The organism is Vibrio sp. Isolate22 (genome assembly GCF_022398115.1).
Lineage (GTDB): Bacteria > Pseudomonadota > Gammaproteobacteria > Enterobacterales > Vibrionaceae > Vibrio.
Map to the genome: position 1 here is coordinate 82,519 of NZ_JAKEUW010000010.1, position 18,987 is coordinate 101,505.

The 18,987-nt window shown below is 42.3% G+C and carries 20 protein-coding genes; 14 read left to right on the forward strand and 6 right to left on the reverse strand.

The genetic code is table 11. From position 1 onward, the window contains the following. Positions 1-44: 44 nt before the first annotated feature. From matP to L1D55_RS08310, 4 genes are all read left to right on the forward strand, one after another. Positions 45-500, forward strand: coding sequence for a macrodomain Ter protein MatP (matP, locus tag L1D55_RS08295; protein ID WP_008221970.1), 456 nt, complete (start codon positions 45-47; stop codon positions 498-500). Positions 501-523: 23 nt separating this feature from the next. Further along, a complete protein-coding gene (locus tag L1D55_RS08300; RefSeq protein ID WP_239917109.1) occupies positions 524-832 on the forward strand; it encodes a DUF3634 family protein in 309 nt (102 codons plus the stop codon). Between the two features lie 105 nt (positions 833-937). Further along, entirely contained in the window at positions 938-1,249 is a 312-nt protein-coding gene (locus L1D55_RS08305; RefSeq protein ID WP_239917110.1) for a hypothetical protein, read from the forward strand. Between the two features lie 145 nt (positions 1,250-1,394). Further along, entirely contained in the window at positions 1,395-2,615 is a 1,221-nt protein-coding gene (locus L1D55_RS08310) for a hypothetical protein (protein WP_239917111.1), read from the forward strand. A gap of 84 nt (positions 2,616-2,699) precedes the next feature. Here the strand turns inward: L1D55_RS08310 and L1D55_RS08315 are convergent, their stop codons facing one another. The 5 genes from L1D55_RS08315 to L1D55_RS08335 form a co-directional block, all read right to left on the reverse strand. Then, a complete protein-coding gene (locus L1D55_RS08315; protein ID WP_239917112.1) occupies positions 2,700-3,302 on the reverse strand; it encodes a DUF2971 domain-containing protein in 603 nt (200 codons plus the stop codon). A 314-nt stretch (positions 3,303-3,616) separates the two neighbouring features. Then, on the reverse strand, positions 3,617-4,213 hold the full coding sequence (locus L1D55_RS08320; protein WP_239917113.1) for an outer membrane beta-barrel protein: 597 nt from the start codon (positions 4,211-4,213) through the stop codon (positions 3,617-3,619). Positions 4,214-5,200: 987 nt separating this feature from the next. Next, a complete protein-coding gene (locus tag L1D55_RS08325) occupies positions 5,201-6,925 on the reverse strand; it encodes an ATP-binding protein (protein ID WP_239917114.1) in 1,725 nt (574 codons plus the stop codon). Beyond that, positions 6,925-8,109, reverse strand: coding sequence for an FIST N-terminal domain-containing protein (locus L1D55_RS08330; protein ID WP_239917115.1), 1,185 nt, complete (start codon positions 8,107-8,109; stop codon positions 6,925-6,927). Before L1D55_RS08330 ends, L1D55_RS08325 begins: the two co-directional genes overlap by 1 nt. A gap of 111 nt (positions 8,110-8,220) precedes the next feature. Continuing rightward, complete coding sequence (locus L1D55_RS08335) at positions 8,221-8,586, reverse strand: hypothetical protein (protein WP_004742294.1); 366 nt, start codon at positions 8,584-8,586, stop codon at positions 8,221-8,223. Between the two features lie 252 nt (positions 8,587-8,838). On the opposite strand from L1D55_RS08335, the gene ccoN reads away from it, so the two are divergent. The 10 genes from ccoN (at position 8,839) to uspE (ending at position 17,823) form a co-directional block, all read left to right on the forward strand. Continuing rightward, on the forward strand, positions 8,839-10,272 hold the full coding sequence (ccoN, locus tag L1D55_RS08340) for a cytochrome-c oxidase, cbb3-type subunit I (protein ID WP_102424429.1): 1,434 nt from the start codon (positions 8,839-8,841) through the stop codon (positions 10,270-10,272). Positions 10,273-10,283: 11 nt separating this feature from the next. Beyond that, positions 10,284-10,904 (forward strand): cytochrome-c oxidase, cbb3-type subunit II, encoded by a 621-nt coding sequence (gene ccoO / locus L1D55_RS08345; RefSeq protein ID WP_004742292.1) that lies wholly within the window; start codon positions 10,284-10,286, stop codon positions 10,902-10,904. Between the two features lie 9 nt (positions 10,905-10,913). Next, positions 10,914-11,090: a CcoQ/FixQ family Cbb3-type cytochrome c oxidase assembly chaperone gene (locus L1D55_RS08350; RefSeq protein ID WP_004742291.1), complete on the forward strand. Its 177-nt coding sequence runs from the start codon at positions 10,914-10,916 to the stop codon at positions 11,088-11,090. Then, positions 11,090-12,064 (forward strand): cytochrome-c oxidase, cbb3-type subunit III, encoded by a 975-nt coding sequence (gene ccoP / locus L1D55_RS08355; RefSeq protein WP_128160532.1) that lies wholly within the window; start codon positions 11,090-11,092, stop codon positions 12,062-12,064. Before L1D55_RS08350 ends, ccoP begins: the two co-directional genes overlap by 1 nt. 85 nt (positions 12,065-12,149) lie before the next feature. Then, positions 12,150-12,629 (forward strand): FixH family protein, encoded by a 480-nt coding sequence (locus tag L1D55_RS08360; RefSeq protein WP_239917116.1) that lies wholly within the window; start codon positions 12,150-12,152, stop codon positions 12,627-12,629. A 5-nt stretch (positions 12,630-12,634) separates the two neighbouring features. Continuing rightward, positions 12,635-15,007, forward strand: coding sequence for a heavy metal translocating P-type ATPase metal-binding domain-containing protein (locus tag L1D55_RS08365; protein ID WP_239917117.1), 2,373 nt, complete (start codon positions 12,635-12,637; stop codon positions 15,005-15,007). Continuing rightward, positions 15,007-15,243: a cbb3-type cytochrome oxidase assembly protein CcoS gene (ccoS, locus tag L1D55_RS08370; RefSeq protein ID WP_102425549.1), complete on the forward strand. Its 237-nt coding sequence runs from the start codon at positions 15,007-15,009 to the stop codon at positions 15,241-15,243. Before L1D55_RS08365 ends, ccoS begins: the two co-directional genes overlap by 1 nt. Beyond that, a complete protein-coding gene (locus L1D55_RS08375; protein ID WP_239917118.1) occupies positions 15,233-15,907 on the forward strand; it encodes a sulfite exporter TauE/SafE family protein in 675 nt (224 codons plus the stop codon). The genes ccoS and L1D55_RS08375 overlap by 11 nt, the downstream gene beginning before the upstream one ends. A gap of 86 nt (positions 15,908-15,993) precedes the next feature. Further along, the gene (locus tag L1D55_RS08380) at positions 15,994-16,740 is read left to right on the forward strand and encodes an FNR family transcription factor (RefSeq protein ID WP_017632474.1); all 747 of its coding nucleotides are present in this window, start codon (positions 15,994-15,996) and stop codon (positions 16,738-16,740) included. 132 nt (positions 16,741-16,872) lie between these two features. Then, on the forward strand, positions 16,873-17,823 hold the full coding sequence (gene uspE / locus L1D55_RS08385; protein ID WP_008221946.1) for a universal stress protein UspE: 951 nt from the start codon (positions 16,873-16,875) through the stop codon (positions 17,821-17,823). A 122-nt stretch (positions 17,824-17,945) separates the two neighbouring features. Here uspE and ttcA read toward each other — a convergent pair whose 3' ends face one another. After that, positions 17,946-18,839 carry a tRNA 2-thiocytidine(32) synthetase TtcA gene (ttcA, locus tag L1D55_RS08390; RefSeq protein ID WP_008221945.1) on the reverse strand — a complete coding sequence of 298 codons (894 nt, stop codon included), beginning with the start codon at positions 18,837-18,839 and terminating at the stop codon, positions 17,946-17,948. Positions 18,840-18,987: the final 148 nt, after the last annotated feature.

The window sequence follows — 18,987 nt, forward strand, 5'->3', positions numbered from 1 at the left end:
ATTTTGGGTTACGCTGTCACTAGGATTAACTCGCGAGATTAGACATGAAATATCAGCAACTTGAAAACTTGGAATGTGGTTGGAAATGGAACTATCTGGTCAAAAAATGGAAAGAAGGCGAATCGATCACCTGCCATATTGATTCAAGTGAAGCTGACGTCGCAATACAAGCGCTGTTAAAGCTTGAGCATCAACCAACTGGCGTACTTGAATGGATCTCAGACAACATGTCTCCAGAGCTAGATAACAAGCTTAAGCAAGCGATCAGAGCGAAGCGCAAACGCCACTTTAACGCTGAGCAAGTTCACACCAAAAAGAAATCAATCGACCTCGATTACCGCGTGTGGGAAAAACTATCTCAAAGAGCGAATGAGTTGGGATGCACCTTGTCTGACGCCATCGAATACCTGGTAAGTGAAGCATCTCGCAGCGAACAGGCGAGTAAAACGGTAACGAGCCTTAAAGAAGATTTAAGCAAGCTTCTTTCTGACGATAAGTAACCATCAATATTAGTGGTGACGTTATGATGTATGTAATCTTAATTGGTGCAGTGCTGATATTTTGGCTGGTTGCGGTTGATAGGCCTGTACTAAAAATAAAATTCAATGATGGGGCTATTGAGCAATTCAAAGGTCATTTACCACCAAGTTTCAAACACAACCTTCAAGAGATTGGCCACAATAATACGTTTAAAGGTGAACTGAAAGTGTATGCGAAACGCTCTGGTTACAATCTGAAGTTCACTAAGGATGTACCTAAGAGTGTTCAACAGAGGATTCGTAATGTGTTCCCGCATAACGGTTTTAAATCGAACGGATCAAAGAAAGCGTAATCTCTGATAATTACGTGTTATCTAATACAACACCATACTAAGTTAGTCCTAAACGCCTCTCCATTGTCTTCATACTGTTTTCAATTTTCACGAATAGAGAACAGTATGAGATATCTAGTACTTTTATTGTGTTTTTTGCCACTATTAGTAATTTCAGACGACTCTTTGATTAATCCAGTCGCAAAAAAGATCAAAACCACCGTTCTTAAAGGTCTCAACAAGAGTCAGATAGAGCTAGAAGGGTATTGTGACCTTATGATTGAGATGAAGCATGCCAAAGGCTATGCACGAATCAAAAAGGTTAGAACATCTGGAGATAGCAAAATCTGTAAAGAGGCTAAAAAGCACTTGCCCAAGCGTAAAAAGTTTGAGTACAGCTTTCCTGAGAAATATATTCGTCTCCACATATCAGAATAATCTCCACCTGGTGCACTATAACTAAAATCCATCATTTTAATGAAACAATTTCGTGAACCAATCTCTAATTTCTATTAATATTTAGCTCACTTATAAAGTCGGCATATGCTGCCAAAAAGAAGATTAGGGCAAAGGAAAGTCTCGGTTGTTGCTAGCAAATAAAAATTACACCCCAGAAGTCATAGAGATCTCTAGAAAAGTTTCAATTAACGTTGAGACTCGTTTTACTAAGTGGTTAATATCTGAAAAGTATAAACTTGACCAATCCACGGTCGACACGCTACTTAGCTTAGAAAATAGATACTGCGAGAGCGTCATCTTTAATGAGTCAGACCGAATCTCACATAATCAACGTATTCTTTTGCGTTGTGAACAAGATAGAGTCAATGCCAAACGCGAGAAGGTAGCGGCCAAACAACAAACACTGCGTTACGTTATTGACGATGTGAGTGACGCGGCTTCAGCGCTCATGTTAGAGAAGCTTCAAGGTACACTGATAAGCTCTCTGTTCACACAGCTGCCAGATTACAATCAGTTTGCGAGTGTGGCTTATTCTCCATCTTTAAACTTTTCCAAGTTACACAAAATTTCATCAGAGAGTCGGGGACTTAGCTCTAGCCTTGTTGAGTTTGTTTCCAATCGTGAGTTTACAGAGAAGTACGGCAAGAAATCGAAAATCATACTCGATCCTAAAGTTGCAGCAAGGCAAATTGGTATAGAAAACTGCCGGTTGTTGTTCCCGTTACTAATGAGTCAACAGTTGATCAAGTGGAACGACGGCAATATCAAACATATTGTACCTAAGGTTTGGCAACACTTGGTGGTGACTTCGAATGCTACGCGTATAAGACTACTAGAAACGTCCGTTAAAGATCCGAACGTTGGCATCCTTCTTGGGGTTTTGAGAGTGTTACCTTTATTCTTGATTTGTAATCACTTTTCTTCGACGTTCGAAGATGCCTTGGTGAAAACTATGCTCGGTTATCGAGATGCCAGTGACAGGCATGAAGAATATTACGCTTGTGCTGAAGTCATTCCAAATACTCAGTTTCTTGAGTCTATGGTAGAGCATCTTGAGTTGAAACTGCTTCAGAAGCTCGTTGAATTCATTGATTGGAGCCCTGGCAACCAGTTTATAAAGAGAGCGCTGTTAGAGGAAGTGAACGATGTTCCAGTGTTAGAAAGAACCCTCTACGGAGCAGCATTGGCTCAAGGAAGAAAGTTCTCGATTTTTGAAGCACTGAGCAATAGTGATTTCTTTAATATTAAGCACAGACCTTATTGGTTCTCGAATGTTCAAATGTCAGCAACGACAATTGAGCAAATGCAGAATAGGGTACCAGGTAAAATCACCGATAAGATGTAATAAAAGAGCCACAACTGATGTGGCTCTTTTTGTTTAAGTTGCACTGTCACTTTTGTTTATAATGACAATTATCATAGGTACGTCTTAGCAAACGACTTCAAAGGTGAATGAGTCTTGTTTGGCTATTGCTTGTTTAACTGGAATACCCAAGCGTTGGCATGTCATTAACAGTTTTAGCTTTCTATCGGCTGGAGCGTGCTCTGAGAGAATGACTGAAGTTAGGCATTGCTTGTTGAGAAACAGTTTATTGCCGACGAGCTCTTCATTAGGTAGTACCCAGCGATATTCTCGTTCATAGCGCCAATTAGAATGCTTCACCTTAAAGAGCTCGGTACCTAAGCGTAATGGCGGTAAATTCTCTAATAAGGGTAAACAGATATTGCTTGGATGGTCTTCATATTGGACCTCGAAGCAGTTTAGGTTTGCGTCACCCTCATAACAGTTAAGGTCATACTCAATACACATGCCTTTAAAGTTATCACCGTATTGAGACCACAGTATTGGGTGGTCGCTGGACTGTGAGAAACACATCACCTTAAAATCATTTTGAAGGCATTGGCTGAAGATGTGGTTAGAATCAAAAGGGTTATTAAAGGATTTAGCGTAATCAAACCACAACGAACACTCGGATATAGATTGTATGTTTCTATCGTGGAGCGATCTGAACTTATAAAGTTTAGGCAACATATCAAACACCTAGTTTACAACATTTTCTGATGTTAACACTTTAATTGGTAATGCAACTCCGAATGCACAGCATTTGATTGCTTAATCACCTTATTTTTAATTATAACTGTTTGATAGATCAAAATTTAAACACGAAATAGTGGCTTGCTTAGGTGGTTTATTTTGCCATACATCGGCCCTTAAGATTTCTAGGTCCATGTTAAATAAGATACAACGTAACGTTTTAGTTTATTAAGTCGGCTTTAACCGGTAGTAAAGCCTGCTTTGAAGAGCAGGCTTTACTCAAATGGGTTAATATCGGTTATTTGAAGGGATTAAAACTTATAGCGAGCTCCAACGTAGGCGGTTTGCGATGAAATATCGACACTATCGATCTCAACGCGTGCATTTCGGTAGCCAAGGTGAATGTCGATATTATCTGAAACTATTGCACCAAGCTCAGCACCAACTTGGTATGCTGCTTCAGATTTAGACGCAGATGCTCCCAAAGCTTTGAACTCCATATCCATAGATCCGATACCAGCCAATAGGGACACGTACAAGTCTAATACGTCGCCTTCAACAATGAATTTCGGCTTGATGTTGATGAAGAAAGCCTGACCTTCGATATCCATTATTTCGTTATAAGTTACTTTGCCAAGTTTGCGGTATTCGGCTTCTAGCCCTAACTTAACAACATCATGAGTATTGAATTCGAAGCCTCCAACTAGGTTATAGCTTAGGTCCGACAGGTCTGATGAATCCTCAATTGAACGACCAAGATATTCTGATTCGGTTTCATTATACAAGCCGATATCCGCGCCAATATAGAATTGGCCAAGCTCTTTTGAGTTATCTTTGTCACTAGCAAGCGCATACGAGTTCATCGCGAAAATAGAGAATAGTGATAGGGCGACCATACTGCTTTTCATATAAAACCTTTATATAGTAAGTTATTGATTTCCCGAACATGCTATCAAACAAAAGACGTATTAGTTAATACGAAACCTGTCTAAATATCTGATTCTAAATGTTTTTAGATAATAGAAGTATCAACATCTCAGTTGTAAGACAAGGCACAATGACCATTCCATAACGTGGTGAACATGAAGTGCGTTGCGTTGTCACTTATTGTCAACTTGCAAGCTGTGAAATTAACTACGCACATACTTTGAATGCAATGAAGCTTTTAAATAATGTCATTGAGTATCATAGGCAAGCTTATGGAACCTTAAGTAATGAGAGCGACGTTATAAGCTGAAAACGAACTCAACTTGAAAGCGCGACATAAGCGACCAGCAAGCCAAATTAGGTGTCTTTAATGTGTCGGAATTTTTGGAATGCCTTATCAGTAGCAAGATGGATCGGGATTCTCAATTGAAACTAAGTACCTAGACTTTGTGTATGTAGCGTGCGTGAAATCTGAAAGTACAACAATAGGATTACTTTCATAACTCACACACAGCAATGTGTAGCCATCGGTTGTAGAAAGTTAAATATTGAATGAATAGCATCTAAGAGTTAAAGAGTTAAAGAGTTAAAGAGTTAAAGAGTTAAAGAGTTAATTTGAACAGGCGCTGCGTAAAGATTCAGTAAGAGGTTTAGTAATTAAGATAGCGCGAGTTATTTCGATTTAACGTGTAGCCAAACAACCAAAGTGATTACACGAATGAATTTAACCAGCGCGGACGTGAAATCTGCCAAGGATAAGGCTCGTAAAGCTCTCAGATTTTACATACAATGACTGCGTATTATGTATATTATGTTAAATTTTATTTGATGAGCATAAGGCAGAGCTCGATATCTGATGCCCTGTCTTCGTTTTAAACAAATTAATACTGTGTATTTAACCATAATGACTATTTACCATAAAATACCTAATAAACATATTTCCTAATCTTCGATTAAGAATACGTTTATTAGATCTCAAGCATTAGTCTATCTATAGCTTCTGTTATTTCTTTTGTTCTTACTGGTTTGGTAACGAAATCATTCATACCAACATCTAAACATGAACATTTATCTTCAACGGATGTGTGCGCTGTCAGAGCTACGATTGGTGTTTGGATATTTGCCTTTCTCATATGTTTGGTTGTGGTTAAACCATCCATGACCGGCATTGAAACGTCCATCAGGATTATGTCTATGAAATCTTTGTTGTCTTGTATAAAGCCTATTGCTTCTTCACCATTACTTGCGATGAAAACTTCGTGACCTTGCCTCGTTAGAATTAACTTAATCACCATCTGGTTTGTTGGATTGTCTTCGACGACCAGCACCGAATATCGACTTCTGAGCTCTCTTGAACAATCATTATCTTCTAGTTGGTTGCAGCTGTTCGTTACTCTTGTGAGTACTGGTAATTGAACCTCGAACTTAGAACCTTTCCCTGGTTCACTTTCTACTGATATTCGCCCACGCATCAACTCAACTAAGCGCTTAGTGATGGCTAAACCTAGTCCCGTGCCGCCAAACCTTCGCGTTATTGTGCTATCTGCTTGCACAAATGGACTGAATAATGACGATAGCTGCTGTGAGCTAATTCCAATTCCGGTGTCTTCAACGGTTATATAGAACGAACTCTGCTGGTATTTGATGGAAACATGGACGTGTCCGCGCTCCGTAAACTTAATGGCATTTCCGATTAGGTTAAACAATATCTGCGCTAAGCGGCTTGGGTCTATATAGTGAAGCTCAGCATCTGGGATATCGCTAGACACCGTGAGCTTTAGACCTTTGTCGTCTGCAGCCTTTGTTTGTTCTGATAAAACAAAAGTTACAGTGTCTCTTACGTTGCTCCATTGTGGCGCCAATGAGAAACAACCAGATTCAATTTTGGAAAAGTCCAGTACATCGCTGATGATCGCCAACAGAAGCTCAGACGATGTGCTCATATTTAGCAGTATAGACTGTTGTTCTTCTGTTAGCTGGGTCGACTTTAATGTGTCGATCAGTCCAATGATGGCATTTAGTGGCGTTCTTAATTCGTGGCTCATCATCGCGAGAAATTCTGACTTGGCTTTGTTCGCTCTTTCCGCGTCTTTCCTTGCTGTGACTAGCTCGGCGGTTCGTTCTCTAACCGTCGCTTCAAGTTTTTCTTTGTTCTCTATATCGAAAACAGCTCGCTCAATCAGTGGACGAAAACGGTTCAAAGTCGCCTTAGTTTCAATACTGAAATGTTTGGTATTTGAGTGAATAAAAATGATGACCGACTGTGTTAGTCCGCTGTCGATCCCAGTAATCAACACTGAGTTGATTTGGTCGAGAACAATGGGATGCAAAGTGTTAAATTCACCCAGAGATTTGGGTTCAAAAAGAATGGCGCACTCACCGTTGATGACTCGAGATAGCTTGCCATGATCGTTCCAGATCATCTCTTCAAAGACTTTATTGTTGGTCAGTAGAGTTTTGAAATTACCTTCATTCCCTACTCTAGAGACCACGATAAAGTCGTCGAATTTAATGTACTTTTTCAACACGAACTCGAGGCTAGAGAAGATCTCAGAGATGTTACTCGCCTTACTGATCGCAGAGATAGTCGATAGAATTACCCTATTCTCTTCAGCCAGCTTTCTCTCACGGGCTTTTAGTTTTTGTAGTTCAATACGTGCTTCTTGCAGCGCTTCTTGACCTTCAGAACCCATTACTTTTTTAACCTATAAAATGTTGCTGATGACACCATTAAGTTACCGTGTGCATTCTCTCCACCTGAAAGCCTCCCTTGCTCACCAAATGTGAATGGACATATGTAAGGAAGCCCATTAAGTGCTTGATTTATTTGGTCACAAACCTCATCCATGTCTTGTTTTAGATTGAGCATTGGTCCTGCGCAAAAGATGTTAATCGCGCCTAATTTCTCTTCCAGATCCATATCATTGTAGTAAGACGAATGAATGATATTAGCGGCACGGCTTATTAACTGTTGCTTCGAGCCTTGCATCAAATAAATGGTGTCGCCTTCATTGATATCCGTAAAGAGTTCGATACCGTTACACTCTGTTTCACGGATAGAATGAGACAGTTTGAAATATGGATAGTTGTATGATGTACCGACTTTCCGGCCTAGTGGATAGACAGAAGATTTTTCAAAGATATAGCCGTCGTCGCTGCCACCTAAATGGAAGTTAGTCCATTCATTGTAAACCGTAGCAGCTGGCCTGTGGTCTATCTCGAGCAAGATTCTATTTCTTACTTTAGTCACGGTCCCTGAGTAACGCGTAGGCGTGTGTCCTGCACTGAATGACGAATAGATAGACTGAGAGGAGAAAAAGACGGTCAATGAAACGCCATTAATTGAGAGTGACTCTTCAGTGAATATGCTCCAGTTTCCAGACACCTGATTGTCGGCAGCGCTACCGCCGATTATAGGTACTTCAGTGCCGAATTTACTGTCGATGGCAGCCATCACCTTCTCCTCGTTGCCAGGAGTCGAATGAAGCAAGATCAAGTCTGGAATTTCACCTTCTCGGTTGGCATTTTTTAGCGCTAAATCTATTGCGTCGAAGGTACTTTGCTCGATGGATTGGCTGAAGTGCTTAATACCGGTGCCATATGCATTGATCCCTGAATCATAGATAATGAGGATACCGATCACAGGCCCTGAATGGAATCCAGTTTCAGTCATGATTCCATGGCATGTCGTGCATCCATGAATTGGAATATTAGGGAGAGCATCTACGAAATATCTCTGCACAGCGAGCGTGGAGTACTCCTCTGTGCAGTAGCAGATGAGACATGCGATGTCCTCGGGATTTTCTACCCCAAGAAGCAGTTCATCTACGGCGATTTTATCATCTAGAGAATAAGAGACTTTTGATAGAAATTTCATAGAGTTCTGGAAACTTTATTAATGTTGCCTTTATAACACTTTAATGCGCAGGGTTTCACTGGTTTAGTCAATATTTCTATCAAAGAGCGAGGTGTTGCTCAGTTTTGAGTTTTATTCTTTAGAGAGATTTACTGTATACGTCATGACCTGTTGTGGAAATGTAACCGTTATTGAGGAAGTCTTATCATTGGTTTGTAAAAGCCAAGATGACGCCCCTTTCGATTCCAAAACTCCGCTTCCATCATAGCTAATGATAAATTTGCCAGTTTTAGATGTTTCAATTGAATACCCCTGGCTATCGCCTGAAATCGAAACATTATTATTATCAATACCAAATTCACAAGGTTTTGAAACTATACAGGTTATTGTCTCGTTATTATCGTATGTCACTGTTCTCCAAGTAAATGCAGCTAATAAAACAACCAACATGACGATAATTTGAACAAGCCTGCCTTTTGTTAGCTTTTGTGCCGCCATTATAATCTTTACTCCTTGTTACAAAGTTCAAAGTTTTTAAATAAAAATCCAATTCCAGACCAAGCGTAAGGTTACTACTCTGTCATTGATTTGTTAATTCAAGTATAGTGTCGCGTTGAAAATGCCACTTTTTTTTAAAATCAGCAAGTGGAAATAAGGTCCTGAATAGGCTGAATTTCCTTTTCTAATTTGGGTGGCATTACGACGTGAGTCGTGTTGGAAGTAAAGTGTAGTAAATAAGAAATTGGAAGCATGCAAATGAGCCAAGAAAAGCAGCTTGAACAAAACTACAACTATACGGTCGTCCGTCAGTTTACCCTAGTTACAATTTTGTGGGGTATTGTCGGTATGGGCGTTGGTGTTTTGATTGCCGCTCAATTAGTTTGGCCACAGCTAAACTTTGATACGCCGTGGTTGACGTACAGTCGTTTACGTCCCCTGCATACTAATGCGGTTATTTTTGCGTTCGGTACAAGTGCGCTGTTTGCAACATCATATTATGTTGTGCAACGTACCTGTCAGACGCGTCTCTTTGGTGGCCCTCTCGTAGCCTTCACCTTTTGGGGTTGGCAAGCGATTATCCTGTCGGCTGCAATTACTCTACCGTTAGGTTTAACCTCTGGTAAAGAATATGCAGAACTAGAATGGCCAATCGATATTGCTATTACTCTTGTGTGGGTAGCTTATGCAATCGTGTTCTTCGGAACCATGATTAAACGTAAGACATCACACATTTACGTAGCGAACTGGTTCTTCGGAGCCTTCATCATCACGGTTGCCGTGTTGCACATCGTTAACAGCCTAGCTGTTCCTGTATCTGCGTTTAAGTCGTACTCGATTTACTCAGGTGCAATTGATGCAATGGTGCAATGGTGGTACGGACACAATGCGGTAGGCTTCCTATTGACAGCTGGTTTCCTAGGTATGATGTACTACTTCGTTCCTAAACAAGCTGGTCGCCCTGTTTATTCTTACCGTTTGTCGATCGTTCACTTCTGGGCACTTGTGTCTCTGTATATCTGGGCTGGTCCTCACCACCTACACTACACTGCACTTCCAGACTGGACTCAGTCTCTAGGTATGGTTATGTCTTTGGTTCTGTTTGCTCCTTCTTGGGGTGGCATGATCAACGGCATCATGACTCTATCTGGTGCGTGGCATAAGCTTCGCTACGACCCTATCCTACGTTTCCTAATCGTTTCTCTATCATTCTACGGCATGTCGACTTTCGAAGGCCCAATGATGGCAATCAAAACGGTTAACGCGCTATCTCACTACACGGACTGGACTATCGGTCACGTTCACTCTGGTGCGTTAGGTTGGGTTGCAATGGTTTCTATCGGTTCGGTTTACCACTTAGTTCCTAAGCTATTTGGTCAAGAGCGTATGTACTCTGTATCTCTAATCAATGTTCACTTCTGGTTAGCAACGATTGGTACGGTTTTCTACATTGTTGCAATGTGGATCTCTGGTGTGATGCAAGGTCTGATGTGGCGTGCAGTTAACTCTGACGGTACATTAACTTACAGCTTCGTTGAATCTGTAGAAGCGTCTTACCCGTTCTACTTTGTACGTTTCCTAGGTGGTTTCATCTTCCTATCTGGTATGTTCTTAATGGCATACAACACGTACAAAACTGTTTCTGCACCTAAAGATAGCCTTAAAGCTATCCCTCAACCGGCTTAAGGAGATTTAGAATGAGCTCAAATTCAAATAATCGCCATGAGTTGGTAGAGAAGAACGTTGGCCTATTAGCGATCTTAATCGTTATTGCTATCAGTTTTGGTGCGTTAGTAGAAATCACCCCTCTTATTTTCCAAAAGCAGACAACTGAACCTGTAGAAAACCTACGTGTTTACTCTGCTCTAGAAATGGAAGGTCGTGATATCTACATTCGTGAAGGTTGTAACGTATGTCACAGCCAAATGATTCGTCCTTTCCGCTCTGAGACTGAACGTTACGGCCACTACTCTGTAGCTGGCGAAAGCGTTTGGGAACACCCATTCCTATGGGGCTCAAAGCGTACTGGTCCTGATCTAGCACGTGTTGGTGATCGTTACTCTGATGAGTGGCACCGTGTTCACCTTATCGACCCTCGTGAACTTGTTCCTGAATCAAACATGCCTGGTTTCCCATGGCTTGCTGAGAATGTACTTGATGGCAAATTGACTCAACAGAAGCTTGAACTCTTCCGTAATCAATTTGGTGTTCCTTACACAGACGAACAAATTGCTAACGCTAAACAAGATGTTGAAGGGAAAACAGAGATGGATGCAATCATCGCTTACCTTCAATCACTTGGCCACGCAATGAAATAAGGAATAATTATGGACATTATTACATTTCAAAGTGTTTGGACTGTGACTGTTTTTGCTTGCTTCATCGGCATCGTTTGGTGGGCATATGGCAAGAACCGTAAATCACGTTTCGACGAAGACGCGAACCTAGTGTTTGCTGACGACGAGCCAGCAACAAGTTCTAAAAATGAAGGAGTGACAAAGTAATGAGTACATTCTGGAGTATCTGGGTTAGTGCGATTACGATTGGTACCCTAATTGGTTGTGCTGTCTTACTTCGTTGGTGTTTTAAAGACAAAACAGGCGTAGAAGAAGGTCAAGATATGGGCCATGAATACGATGGTATTCGTGAGCTTAACAACCCACTACCAAAATGGTGGACATACCTTTTCATCAGTACGATTGTTTTTGCAGCGGTTTACCTTGCTCTATACCCTGGTCTAGGTAACTTTAAAGGCCTTTTAGGTTGGACAAGTTCAGACCAAACGGTACGTAGCGTTGAAGAGTCTCGCTCTGCAATTGCTGCTGCGCAAGCAAACAAACAGTTAGATGCGTATGCGAAAGAGCTTGATGATGCAGACACCTACTTCGGTGAAGCATTCAGAAAGCTAGCTCACGACGAAAACGGTTTACGTTCAATCCCTGACATTGCATCAGATGCTGACGCAATCAAAGTGGGTCAACGTTTATTCTTGCAAAACTGTTCTCAGTGTCACGGCTCTGACGCACGTGGTCAGAAAGGTTTCCCTAACCTAACTGATGACGCATGGCTATACGGCGGTGAACCTGAGGCTATCGTTACAACAGTTATGCACGGTCGTGTTGGCCAAATGCCAGGTTGGAAAGACGCGCTTGGCGAAGAAGGCGTAAAAGAAGTAGTTAGCTACACACTTAGCCTTTCTGGTCGTAGCGTAAACGCACGTGAAGCAGAAGCTGGTAAAGCTCGTTTCGTAGTGTGTGCAGCGTGTCACGGTACTGATGGTAAGGGTAACCCTGCTGTTGGAGCTCCTGACCTAACTGACCGCGATTGGTTGTTTGGCGATTCTCGTGCAGACGTAACTGAAACAGTTATGTACGGACGTTCTGGCGTAATGCCTGCTTGGAAAGACATTCTAGGCGAAGACAAAGTACAACTGGTTTCATCTTACGTGTGGAGCCTAAGCAACTCAGATAATAAGTAACATTTCAATAACAGCCTCTTTCTAAGAGGCTGTCTTTCCTTTATTTTATAACCTCTTCTTTTTATTCTTTTTTGAGATCTTTTTTATGGTAAAGCCTTGGTATAAACAGTTTTGGCCGTGGTTCTTAATCGCGTTGCCAGCGACAGTAGTTATTTGGACCATTATGACGGTTATTGTGTTTACACAGAACTCTGTAGACCTAGTGACTGAGGATTACTATAAAAAAGGAAAAGGCATTAATGTCGACATTTCAAAAGTAAATATCGCTAAAGAGCTGGGTCTATCAGCTTCACTTAATGAGAAAGGTAACTCTGTTATCATCACATTAGATAAAGGCAAACTTAATCACTTCCCTGCTATCAGCGCAATGTTCGTTCACAGAACGCTACCAGACCGCGATTTCACTCAGCTACTAACCGCTGATGCGAGAGGCAACTACACACTGACTCTGAACCATCACTTAGAAGGCCCGTGGTTCATTGAACTGACGCCACATGACGAAGAATGGCTAGTGCAAGGTCGCATGAACTTCCCGATTGAAACTCCTACTCAACTAACGAACTAAAGCTTATGTGTGAATCCTGTTATCACTGCGGTGAAGATGTACCAGCGGAAACGGATTTTGAAGTCGAGATCTTAGGATCGCCTCGTAAGATGTGTTGTCCGGGCTGCGAGACCGTAGCTCAGACAATCGTTGATAGCGGTTTGGTTTCTTACTACCAATACCGCACCGCCCCTGCTGAGAAAGCGGATCTGGTGCCAGAGCAACTTCTGGCACTCAGTCATTATGATAATGAAGATGTTCAATTGGAGTTTGTAAGAAACTCTGAGAACGTCTCTGAAGTTACATTGTCACTTGAGGGTGTCTCATGCGCGGCTTGTGCATGGCTCATCGAGAAACAAGTCTCTTCAAAACAAGGTGTGGGTAGTATTTGTGTGAATACTACCACCAACCGCGCCCTACTTAGCTGGGACAACACGCAAGTGAAATTGAGCGAGTTGTTGTCAGCGATCCATACCCTAGGTTACAAAGCCGCGCCTTTTGAAGCTGATCAACAAGAAGCCGCTTACCACCGCTCGATGAAAAACTACCTATACCGTCTCGGTGTTGCTGGCTTGGCAACTATGCAGGTAATGATGCTTGCGGTTGCACTGTATCTTGAAGTGTTTGGTAACCTCGAACCAGAGTTTAAAAACTACTTCCGCTGGGTAAGCTTGATCTTTGCGACACCTGTATTGCTCTATTCAGCTCTGCCGTTCTACATCAATGCATGGCGCAGTATTAAGGGACGAACACTGGGTATGGATGTACCGGTGTCGATCGCTCTGCTGTTTGCTTACGTAGCAAGCTTAGTGGCAACCGTGACAGAGAAAGGAGAAGTCTTCTTCGAATCTATCTCGATGTTCACCTTCTTCCTACTGCTTGGTCGTTTCTTAGAGATGAGAGCACGTCGTAAAGCAGCGGCTGCGAGTGGAAACCTGCTTAAGCTCGTTCCTGCAATGGCGACAACGCTAGACGGCGAGCAAGTGCCAGTTAAAACCCTAAAAGTAGGCGATAAGATTCGCGTACTGCCAGGCGAACATATCCCTGCAGATGGCAAAGTACTTTCTGGCCGAGTTCATATTGATGAATCTATGCTGACTGGTGAATCTATCCATGTCGTGAAAAACGAAGGTGATACTGTTTATGCTGGTACGTTAAATGGTGATGAATCGTTTGAATTGGAAGTGATGACATCAAAAGCGGACTCTGTAATCTCTAATATTGTTCGTCTGCAAGATGAGGCGCAGTTATCTAAGCCTCGTATTGCAGAAATTGCCGATATTGTGGCTCGTTACTTTGTTGCAGTTATCTTGGTCATCTCCTTCGGTACTTGGTTCTACTGGCATCAAACACGACCAGAAGACGCATTCTGGATCATGTTGTCTGTGCTGGTTGCGACTTGTCCATGTGCTCTTTCACTGGCGACACCAACTGCAATTACTTGTTCAACGTCCCGTATGGGCAACTTTGGCATTTTACTGCGTAAAGGTCACGTATTCGAAACTTTGTGTAAAGTGAACCACTTGATCATCGATAAGACCGGTACATTGACTGAGGGTGATATTCGTATCAGCCGTGTGGAAACTTTCTCAGAGCTTGATAAAGAGACGTGTTTAAAAGTGGCTGCGAGTCTAGAACAGCATGCTAACCACCCTATTGCGAAAGCATTCAAAACTCACGTGTCTGATGATGTTGAAGTCAATTCCGTAAACAACGTTATTGGTTCGGGTATCACCGGTGAGTGGAACGGTCAAGAGGTGGCGATCGGTAGTAGTGAGTTTATTCTTGGTGAAGCTCAACCGACGCAAAGCAACGGCATCTATTTATCGATGGCTGGACGTCATATCGCCACCTTCACTTATGAAGATCCGATTCGTAAAGAAAGCATTGAGTTCATCCAAAAGTTCAAAGAAGCGGGCATTAAAACTACTCTGCTGACGGGGGACTCCTTGATTAACGCGAAGCCTGTTGCTGAAGAAATCGGTATTACCGACATCGTTGCGAATGCTAAGCCTGAGGATAAGCTTGCTTACCTTAACTCTCGTGATGAAAAAGATATTACCATGATGGTCGGCGACGGTATTAACGATGCGCCTATTCTTGCGGGTGCTCACCTGTCTGTCGCTATGGGCGGCGGAACAGATGTAGCAAAAGCCTCTGCAGACATGGTTTTATTGGGCGACAAGCTTGATAGATTACTCAAGTCCCGTACATTGGCGCTAAAAACGCGTAAGATAATCCGCGAAAACCTAGCATGGTCATTGGGATATAACCTACTCATCCTTCCATTGGCTGTAGCGGGTTTGGTTGCTCCATACATTGCCGTTGTTGGCATGTCTGCAAGCTCTATTATTGTTGTGTCTAATTCGTTAAGGCTTTTAAAAGAGCAAGGTAAATAATGGAAAGTTTATACATCCTGATTCCCATTGCGATTGTACTGGTGTGTATCGCTGTTGGTATTTTTCTATGGGCCGTTAAGAGCGAACAGTTTGAAGACCTTGAGCGTCAAGGTCACAACATTTTGTTTGATGAAGACGAAAAGGCCCATGCTCACTCTGACAGCAAGCCTGTTAAGAATGATAAAGCCAATACAGAAAGCCCAACTAACCTAGATAAAAAGAACGATGACGCCTGATTGGATCGGAGCCTTTGTTGTCGGTTTGATCGGCGCTGGCCACTGCATGGGAATGTGTGGTGGCATTGCGTCGCTCCTTTCAATCGGCAACACCAAACCTTCCCCGGTTATTCCCCTACTTTACAACCTTGGTCGCCTACTCAGCTATGCCGTTATTGGTGGTGTGATCGGTGGTGCTATATCTTCAATCGGTCAACTTAGCGATTTCAACGCGCTACTGAATTGGCTTCGTTTGTTCGCTGCCATCTTTATGATCATTTTGGGCCTGTATATCGGTAAGTGGTGGTTTGGCTTGCTGTTCTTTGAGAAGGTCGGCCAGAAGCTGTGGCGTTATATTTCACCAGTCGGTAAGTCTTTCCTTCCACTCAAGCATCCAAGCCACGCTCTGCCGTTTGGTTTCATTTGGGGTTGGTTACCGTGTGGTCTGGTCTACTCTATGCTGACCTGGGCGGCTGTGTCAGGCAGTTGGTATAATGGAGCAGGAATTATGCTCGCATTTGGCTTAGGAACGCTTCCTGCGATGCTGACGGTTGGTATGGGTGCTAGCTTCCTCAAGAAATTGCAACAAGCTGACTTATTTCGTCAACTCGGTGCGATTTTAATCCTGATTTACGGTTTCTACACCGGATATATGGCACTGCAGCTCATGATTTATACCGTATAGCCATTCTTTAAATCCGGTTTTTTTACTACCCAACTGGATAAAGGAATGCTAAAATATTGACGTATATCAAATAGTGAAAGATTGTTATGATTTCTGAAAAGCCTGTAACGAAACGTGTCCAATCTGGTGGCTGTGCGATCCATTGCCAGGATTGTAGTATTAGCCAACTTTGTATTCCGTTCACTTTGAATGAATCTGAACTTGATCAGCTTGATCAGATCATTGAGAGAAAAAAGCCTATTCAAAAAGGCCAAGAGTTATTTAAAGCCGGTGACGAGCTTAAATCTCTCTATGCTATTCGCTCTGGAACGATCAAGAGTTACACGATTACCGAGCAAGGTGACGAGCAGATTACTGCATTCCACCTAGCGGGCGATCTTGTTGGCTTTGATGCGATTACTGGTGACCTACACCCTAGTTTCGCACAAGCACTAGAAACTTCTATGGTATGTGAAATCCCATACGAGATTCTTGATGACCTATCAGGAAAAATGCCTAAGTTGCGTCAGCAAATTATGCGTCTGATGAGTAACGAGATTAAAGGCGACCAAGAAATGATTCTGCTTCTTTCTAAGAAGAATGCGGAAGAGCGTCTTGCTGCATTCCTTTACAACCTTTCAACTCGATTCTCTCAACGCGGTTTCAGCCCGCGTGAGTTCCGCTTAACGATGACTCGTGGCGATATTGGTAACTACCTAGGTTTAACGGTTGAAACTATTAGCCGTCTTTTAGGTCGTTTCCAGAAAGCAGATATCCTTAGCGTTAAAGGCAAATATATCACTATCGAAGATCACGATGCGCTGATGGAACTTGCTGGCGTTTCAAAAGAATAGTCTAGATATCAATGATGTAGTTCAATAATGAGCTACATCATGTTTCTCCCTTAAAACCTCTTTTATTTCTCTTAATCTCTCCATAACTACGCTACATTATTTATATGTTCGGTCTGAAAAGTAGGCTTAGTTATGAGTATCTATAACAAAATTTTAGTTGTCGCAGACATTAATCACGATGAGCAACCTGCTCTAGTTCGTGCTATCCAACTTGCTAAGAAAAGCACCTCAACAAGCCACATCACTTTCTTTTTGTCTATCTACGATTTCTCGTATGAAATGACATCTATGCTCTCTGTCGATGAAAGAGACGCGATGCGTAAAGGCGTTATCCATCAGCGTGAAATCTGGATGAATAAAGTTGCACAGCCTTACCTAGACGATTCTATTGAATTTAATGTTCAAGTGGTTTGGCATAACCGCCCTTATGAAGCCATCATTGCCGAAGTTTATAGCGGTGGTCACGATATTTTGATTAAGGGTACGCGCAAGCACGATACTTTGGAATCAGTTATCTTCACACCAACTGATTGGCACCTATTGAGAAAATGTCCTAGCCCTGTACTGCTTGTTAAAAACGATTTTTGGCCAGAGCACGCAAAAATTTATGCGTCCGTTCATGTGGGCTCAGAGACGGAAGCACACCTAGAGCTCAACGATACTATGGTTGATCGACTCCTTGAGATAACAGGTCGTCTGGATGCGGAACCTTTCTTAGTTAACGCTTACCCAGTCACTCCGGCAAATATAACGATTGAGCTGCCTGAGTTTGACCCAACCTCTTACACTGATGCGGTTCGCGGTCATCACTTAACGGCGATGAAGGCGCTGCGTCAGAAGCATGGTATGTGTGAAGAGCAGACCGTTGTTGAGCAAGGCTTGCCTGAAGATGTCATTCCACGTGTTGCGTCTGAGAACAACGCTGCGATGGTGATCTTGGGTACAACCGGTCGTACGGGGCTATCTGCGGTGTTTATTGGTAATACGGCGGAGCATGTTATCGATAAGATTAACTGTGATGTGCTGGCTCTTAAGCCATCTGGTTACGTTAGCCCGCTAGACCCTAACCTTTCGAAAGGTTAATGCGTTTAAGCAGACGAACTTAACTGCAAGTTCAACTCATAAAAAAACGCCTCAAGCATTGCTTGAGGCGTTTTTGTTTGTCTGTTGTAGATGCATTTATTGCTCTACAACGATTGTTCGTTTTATACGTTCGTTACGTCGATGAACATTGACTCATCGATGTTAGAAGATGAAATTTCAGCTTCTTGGAATTCGTACTCTTCACGCTCACCGCTACGGTCTAGTGGAAGGTTTACGAAGTCAAACAGTTCGCGGTCAGCCAGCTGGCTTGGGCTAACGTTTTGAATTGATTTAAAGATTTTCTCAACACGGCCTGGTGTCTTCTTGTCCCAATCAATCAGCATTGCTTTAATGCTTTGACGTTGTAGGTTTTCTTGTGAACCACATAGGTTACAAGGAATGATTGGGAACTCTTTGTGTTCAGCGTATTTGATTAGGTCTGTTTCACGACAGTAAGTCAGTGGACGAATAACAACGTTACGACCATCATCAGAACGCAGCTTAGGTGGCATCGCCTTTAAACGAGCGCCGTGGAACATGTTAAGGAACATAGTTTCAACGATGTCGTCCATGTGGTGACCAAGAGCGATCTTAGTCGCGCCAATCTTCTCAGCGAATGAGTACAAAGTACCACGACGCAGACGAGAACATAGGCCACATGTTGTTTTACCTTCAGGAATCTTCTCTTTAACTACTGAGTACGTATCTTTATCTACGATGTAGTAAGGAATATTCAGCGTTTCAAAGTATTCAGGAAGAATGTGTTCAGGGAACCCAGGTTGTTTTTGATCTAGGTTTACCGCAACAACATCAAACTTGATTGGTGCTGCTTCACGTAAACGTAGCAAAATATCTAGCATCGCAAATGAATCTTTACCGCCACTGATACATGCCATTACCACATCATTCTCTTCGATCATGTTGTAGTCGATGATGGCATTTCCAACATTTCTTCTCAGACGTTTCTGAAGTTTGTTGAATTCTAGTACTTCTTTTCTATTATCGTTTTGGTTCATTGCGACTCTCACACCGTCGTATTACCGACTGTAGATTGCTAGTGGGACTGTTTTAGGGCGTGGATTATACGGATTTTTATTTGATGTTGAAATAGTAACGGCAGGATAAACAAGTCGACTGGTTGAAAGATTCCACTTTATCTAGTGA

Bases quoted from the DNA above. Each gene is read 5' to 3' on its own strand.
- matP (WP_008221970.1), top strand. From the start codon at position 45: ATGAAATATCAGCAACTTGAAAACTTGGAATGTGGTTGGAAATGGAAC.
- L1D55_RS08300 (WP_239917109.1), top strand. From the start codon at position 524: ATGATGTATGTAATCTTAATTGGTGCAGTGCTGATATTTTGGCTGGTT.
- L1D55_RS08305 (WP_239917110.1), top strand. From the start codon at position 938: ATGAGATATCTAGTACTTTTATTGTGTTTTTTGCCACTATTAGTAATT.
- L1D55_RS08315 (WP_239917112.1), bottom strand. From the start codon at position 3,302: ATGTTGCCTAAACTTTATAAGTTCAGATCGCTCCACGATAGAAACATA.
- L1D55_RS08320 (WP_239917113.1), bottom strand. From the start codon at position 4,213: ATGAAAAGCAGTATGGTCGCCCTATCACTATTCTCTATTTTCGCGATG.
- L1D55_RS08325 (WP_239917114.1), bottom strand. From the start codon at position 6,925: ATGGGTTCTGAAGGTCAAGAAGCGCTGCAAGAAGCACGTATTGAACTA.
- L1D55_RS08330 (WP_239917115.1), bottom strand. From the start codon at position 8,109: ATGAAATTTCTATCAAAAGTCTCTTATTCTCTAGATGATAAAATCGCC.
- L1D55_RS08335 (WP_004742294.1), bottom strand. From the start codon at position 8,586: ATGGCGGCACAAAAGCTAACAAAAGGCAGGCTTGTTCAAATTATCGTC.
- ccoN (WP_102424429.1), top strand. From the start codon at position 8,839: ATGCAAATGAGCCAAGAAAAGCAGCTTGAACAAAACTACAACTATACG.
- ccoO (WP_004742292.1), top strand. From the start codon at position 10,284: ATGAGCTCAAATTCAAATAATCGCCATGAGTTGGTAGAGAAGAACGTT.
- L1D55_RS08350 (WP_004742291.1), top strand. From the start codon at position 10,914: ATGGACATTATTACATTTCAAAGTGTTTGGACTGTGACTGTTTTTGCT.
- ccoP (WP_128160532.1), top strand. From the start codon at position 11,090: ATGAGTACATTCTGGAGTATCTGGGTTAGTGCGATTACGATTGGTACC.
- L1D55_RS08360 (WP_239917116.1), top strand. From the start codon at position 12,150: ATGGTAAAGCCTTGGTATAAACAGTTTTGGCCGTGGTTCTTAATCGCG.
- L1D55_RS08365 (WP_239917117.1), top strand. From the start codon at position 12,635: ATGTGTGAATCCTGTTATCACTGCGGTGAAGATGTACCAGCGGAAACG.
- ccoS (WP_102425549.1), top strand. From the start codon at position 15,007: ATGGAAAGTTTATACATCCTGATTCCCATTGCGATTGTACTGGTGTGT.
- L1D55_RS08375 (WP_239917118.1), top strand. From the start codon at position 15,233: ATGACGCCTGATTGGATCGGAGCCTTTGTTGTCGGTTTGATCGGCGCT.
- L1D55_RS08380 (WP_017632474.1), top strand. From the start codon at position 15,994: ATGATTTCTGAAAAGCCTGTAACGAAACGTGTCCAATCTGGTGGCTGT.
- uspE (WP_008221946.1), top strand. From the start codon at position 16,873: ATGAGTATCTATAACAAAATTTTAGTTGTCGCAGACATTAATCACGAT.
- ttcA (WP_008221945.1), bottom strand. From the start codon at position 18,839: ATGAACCAAAACGATAATAGAAAAGAAGTACTAGAATTCAACAAACTT.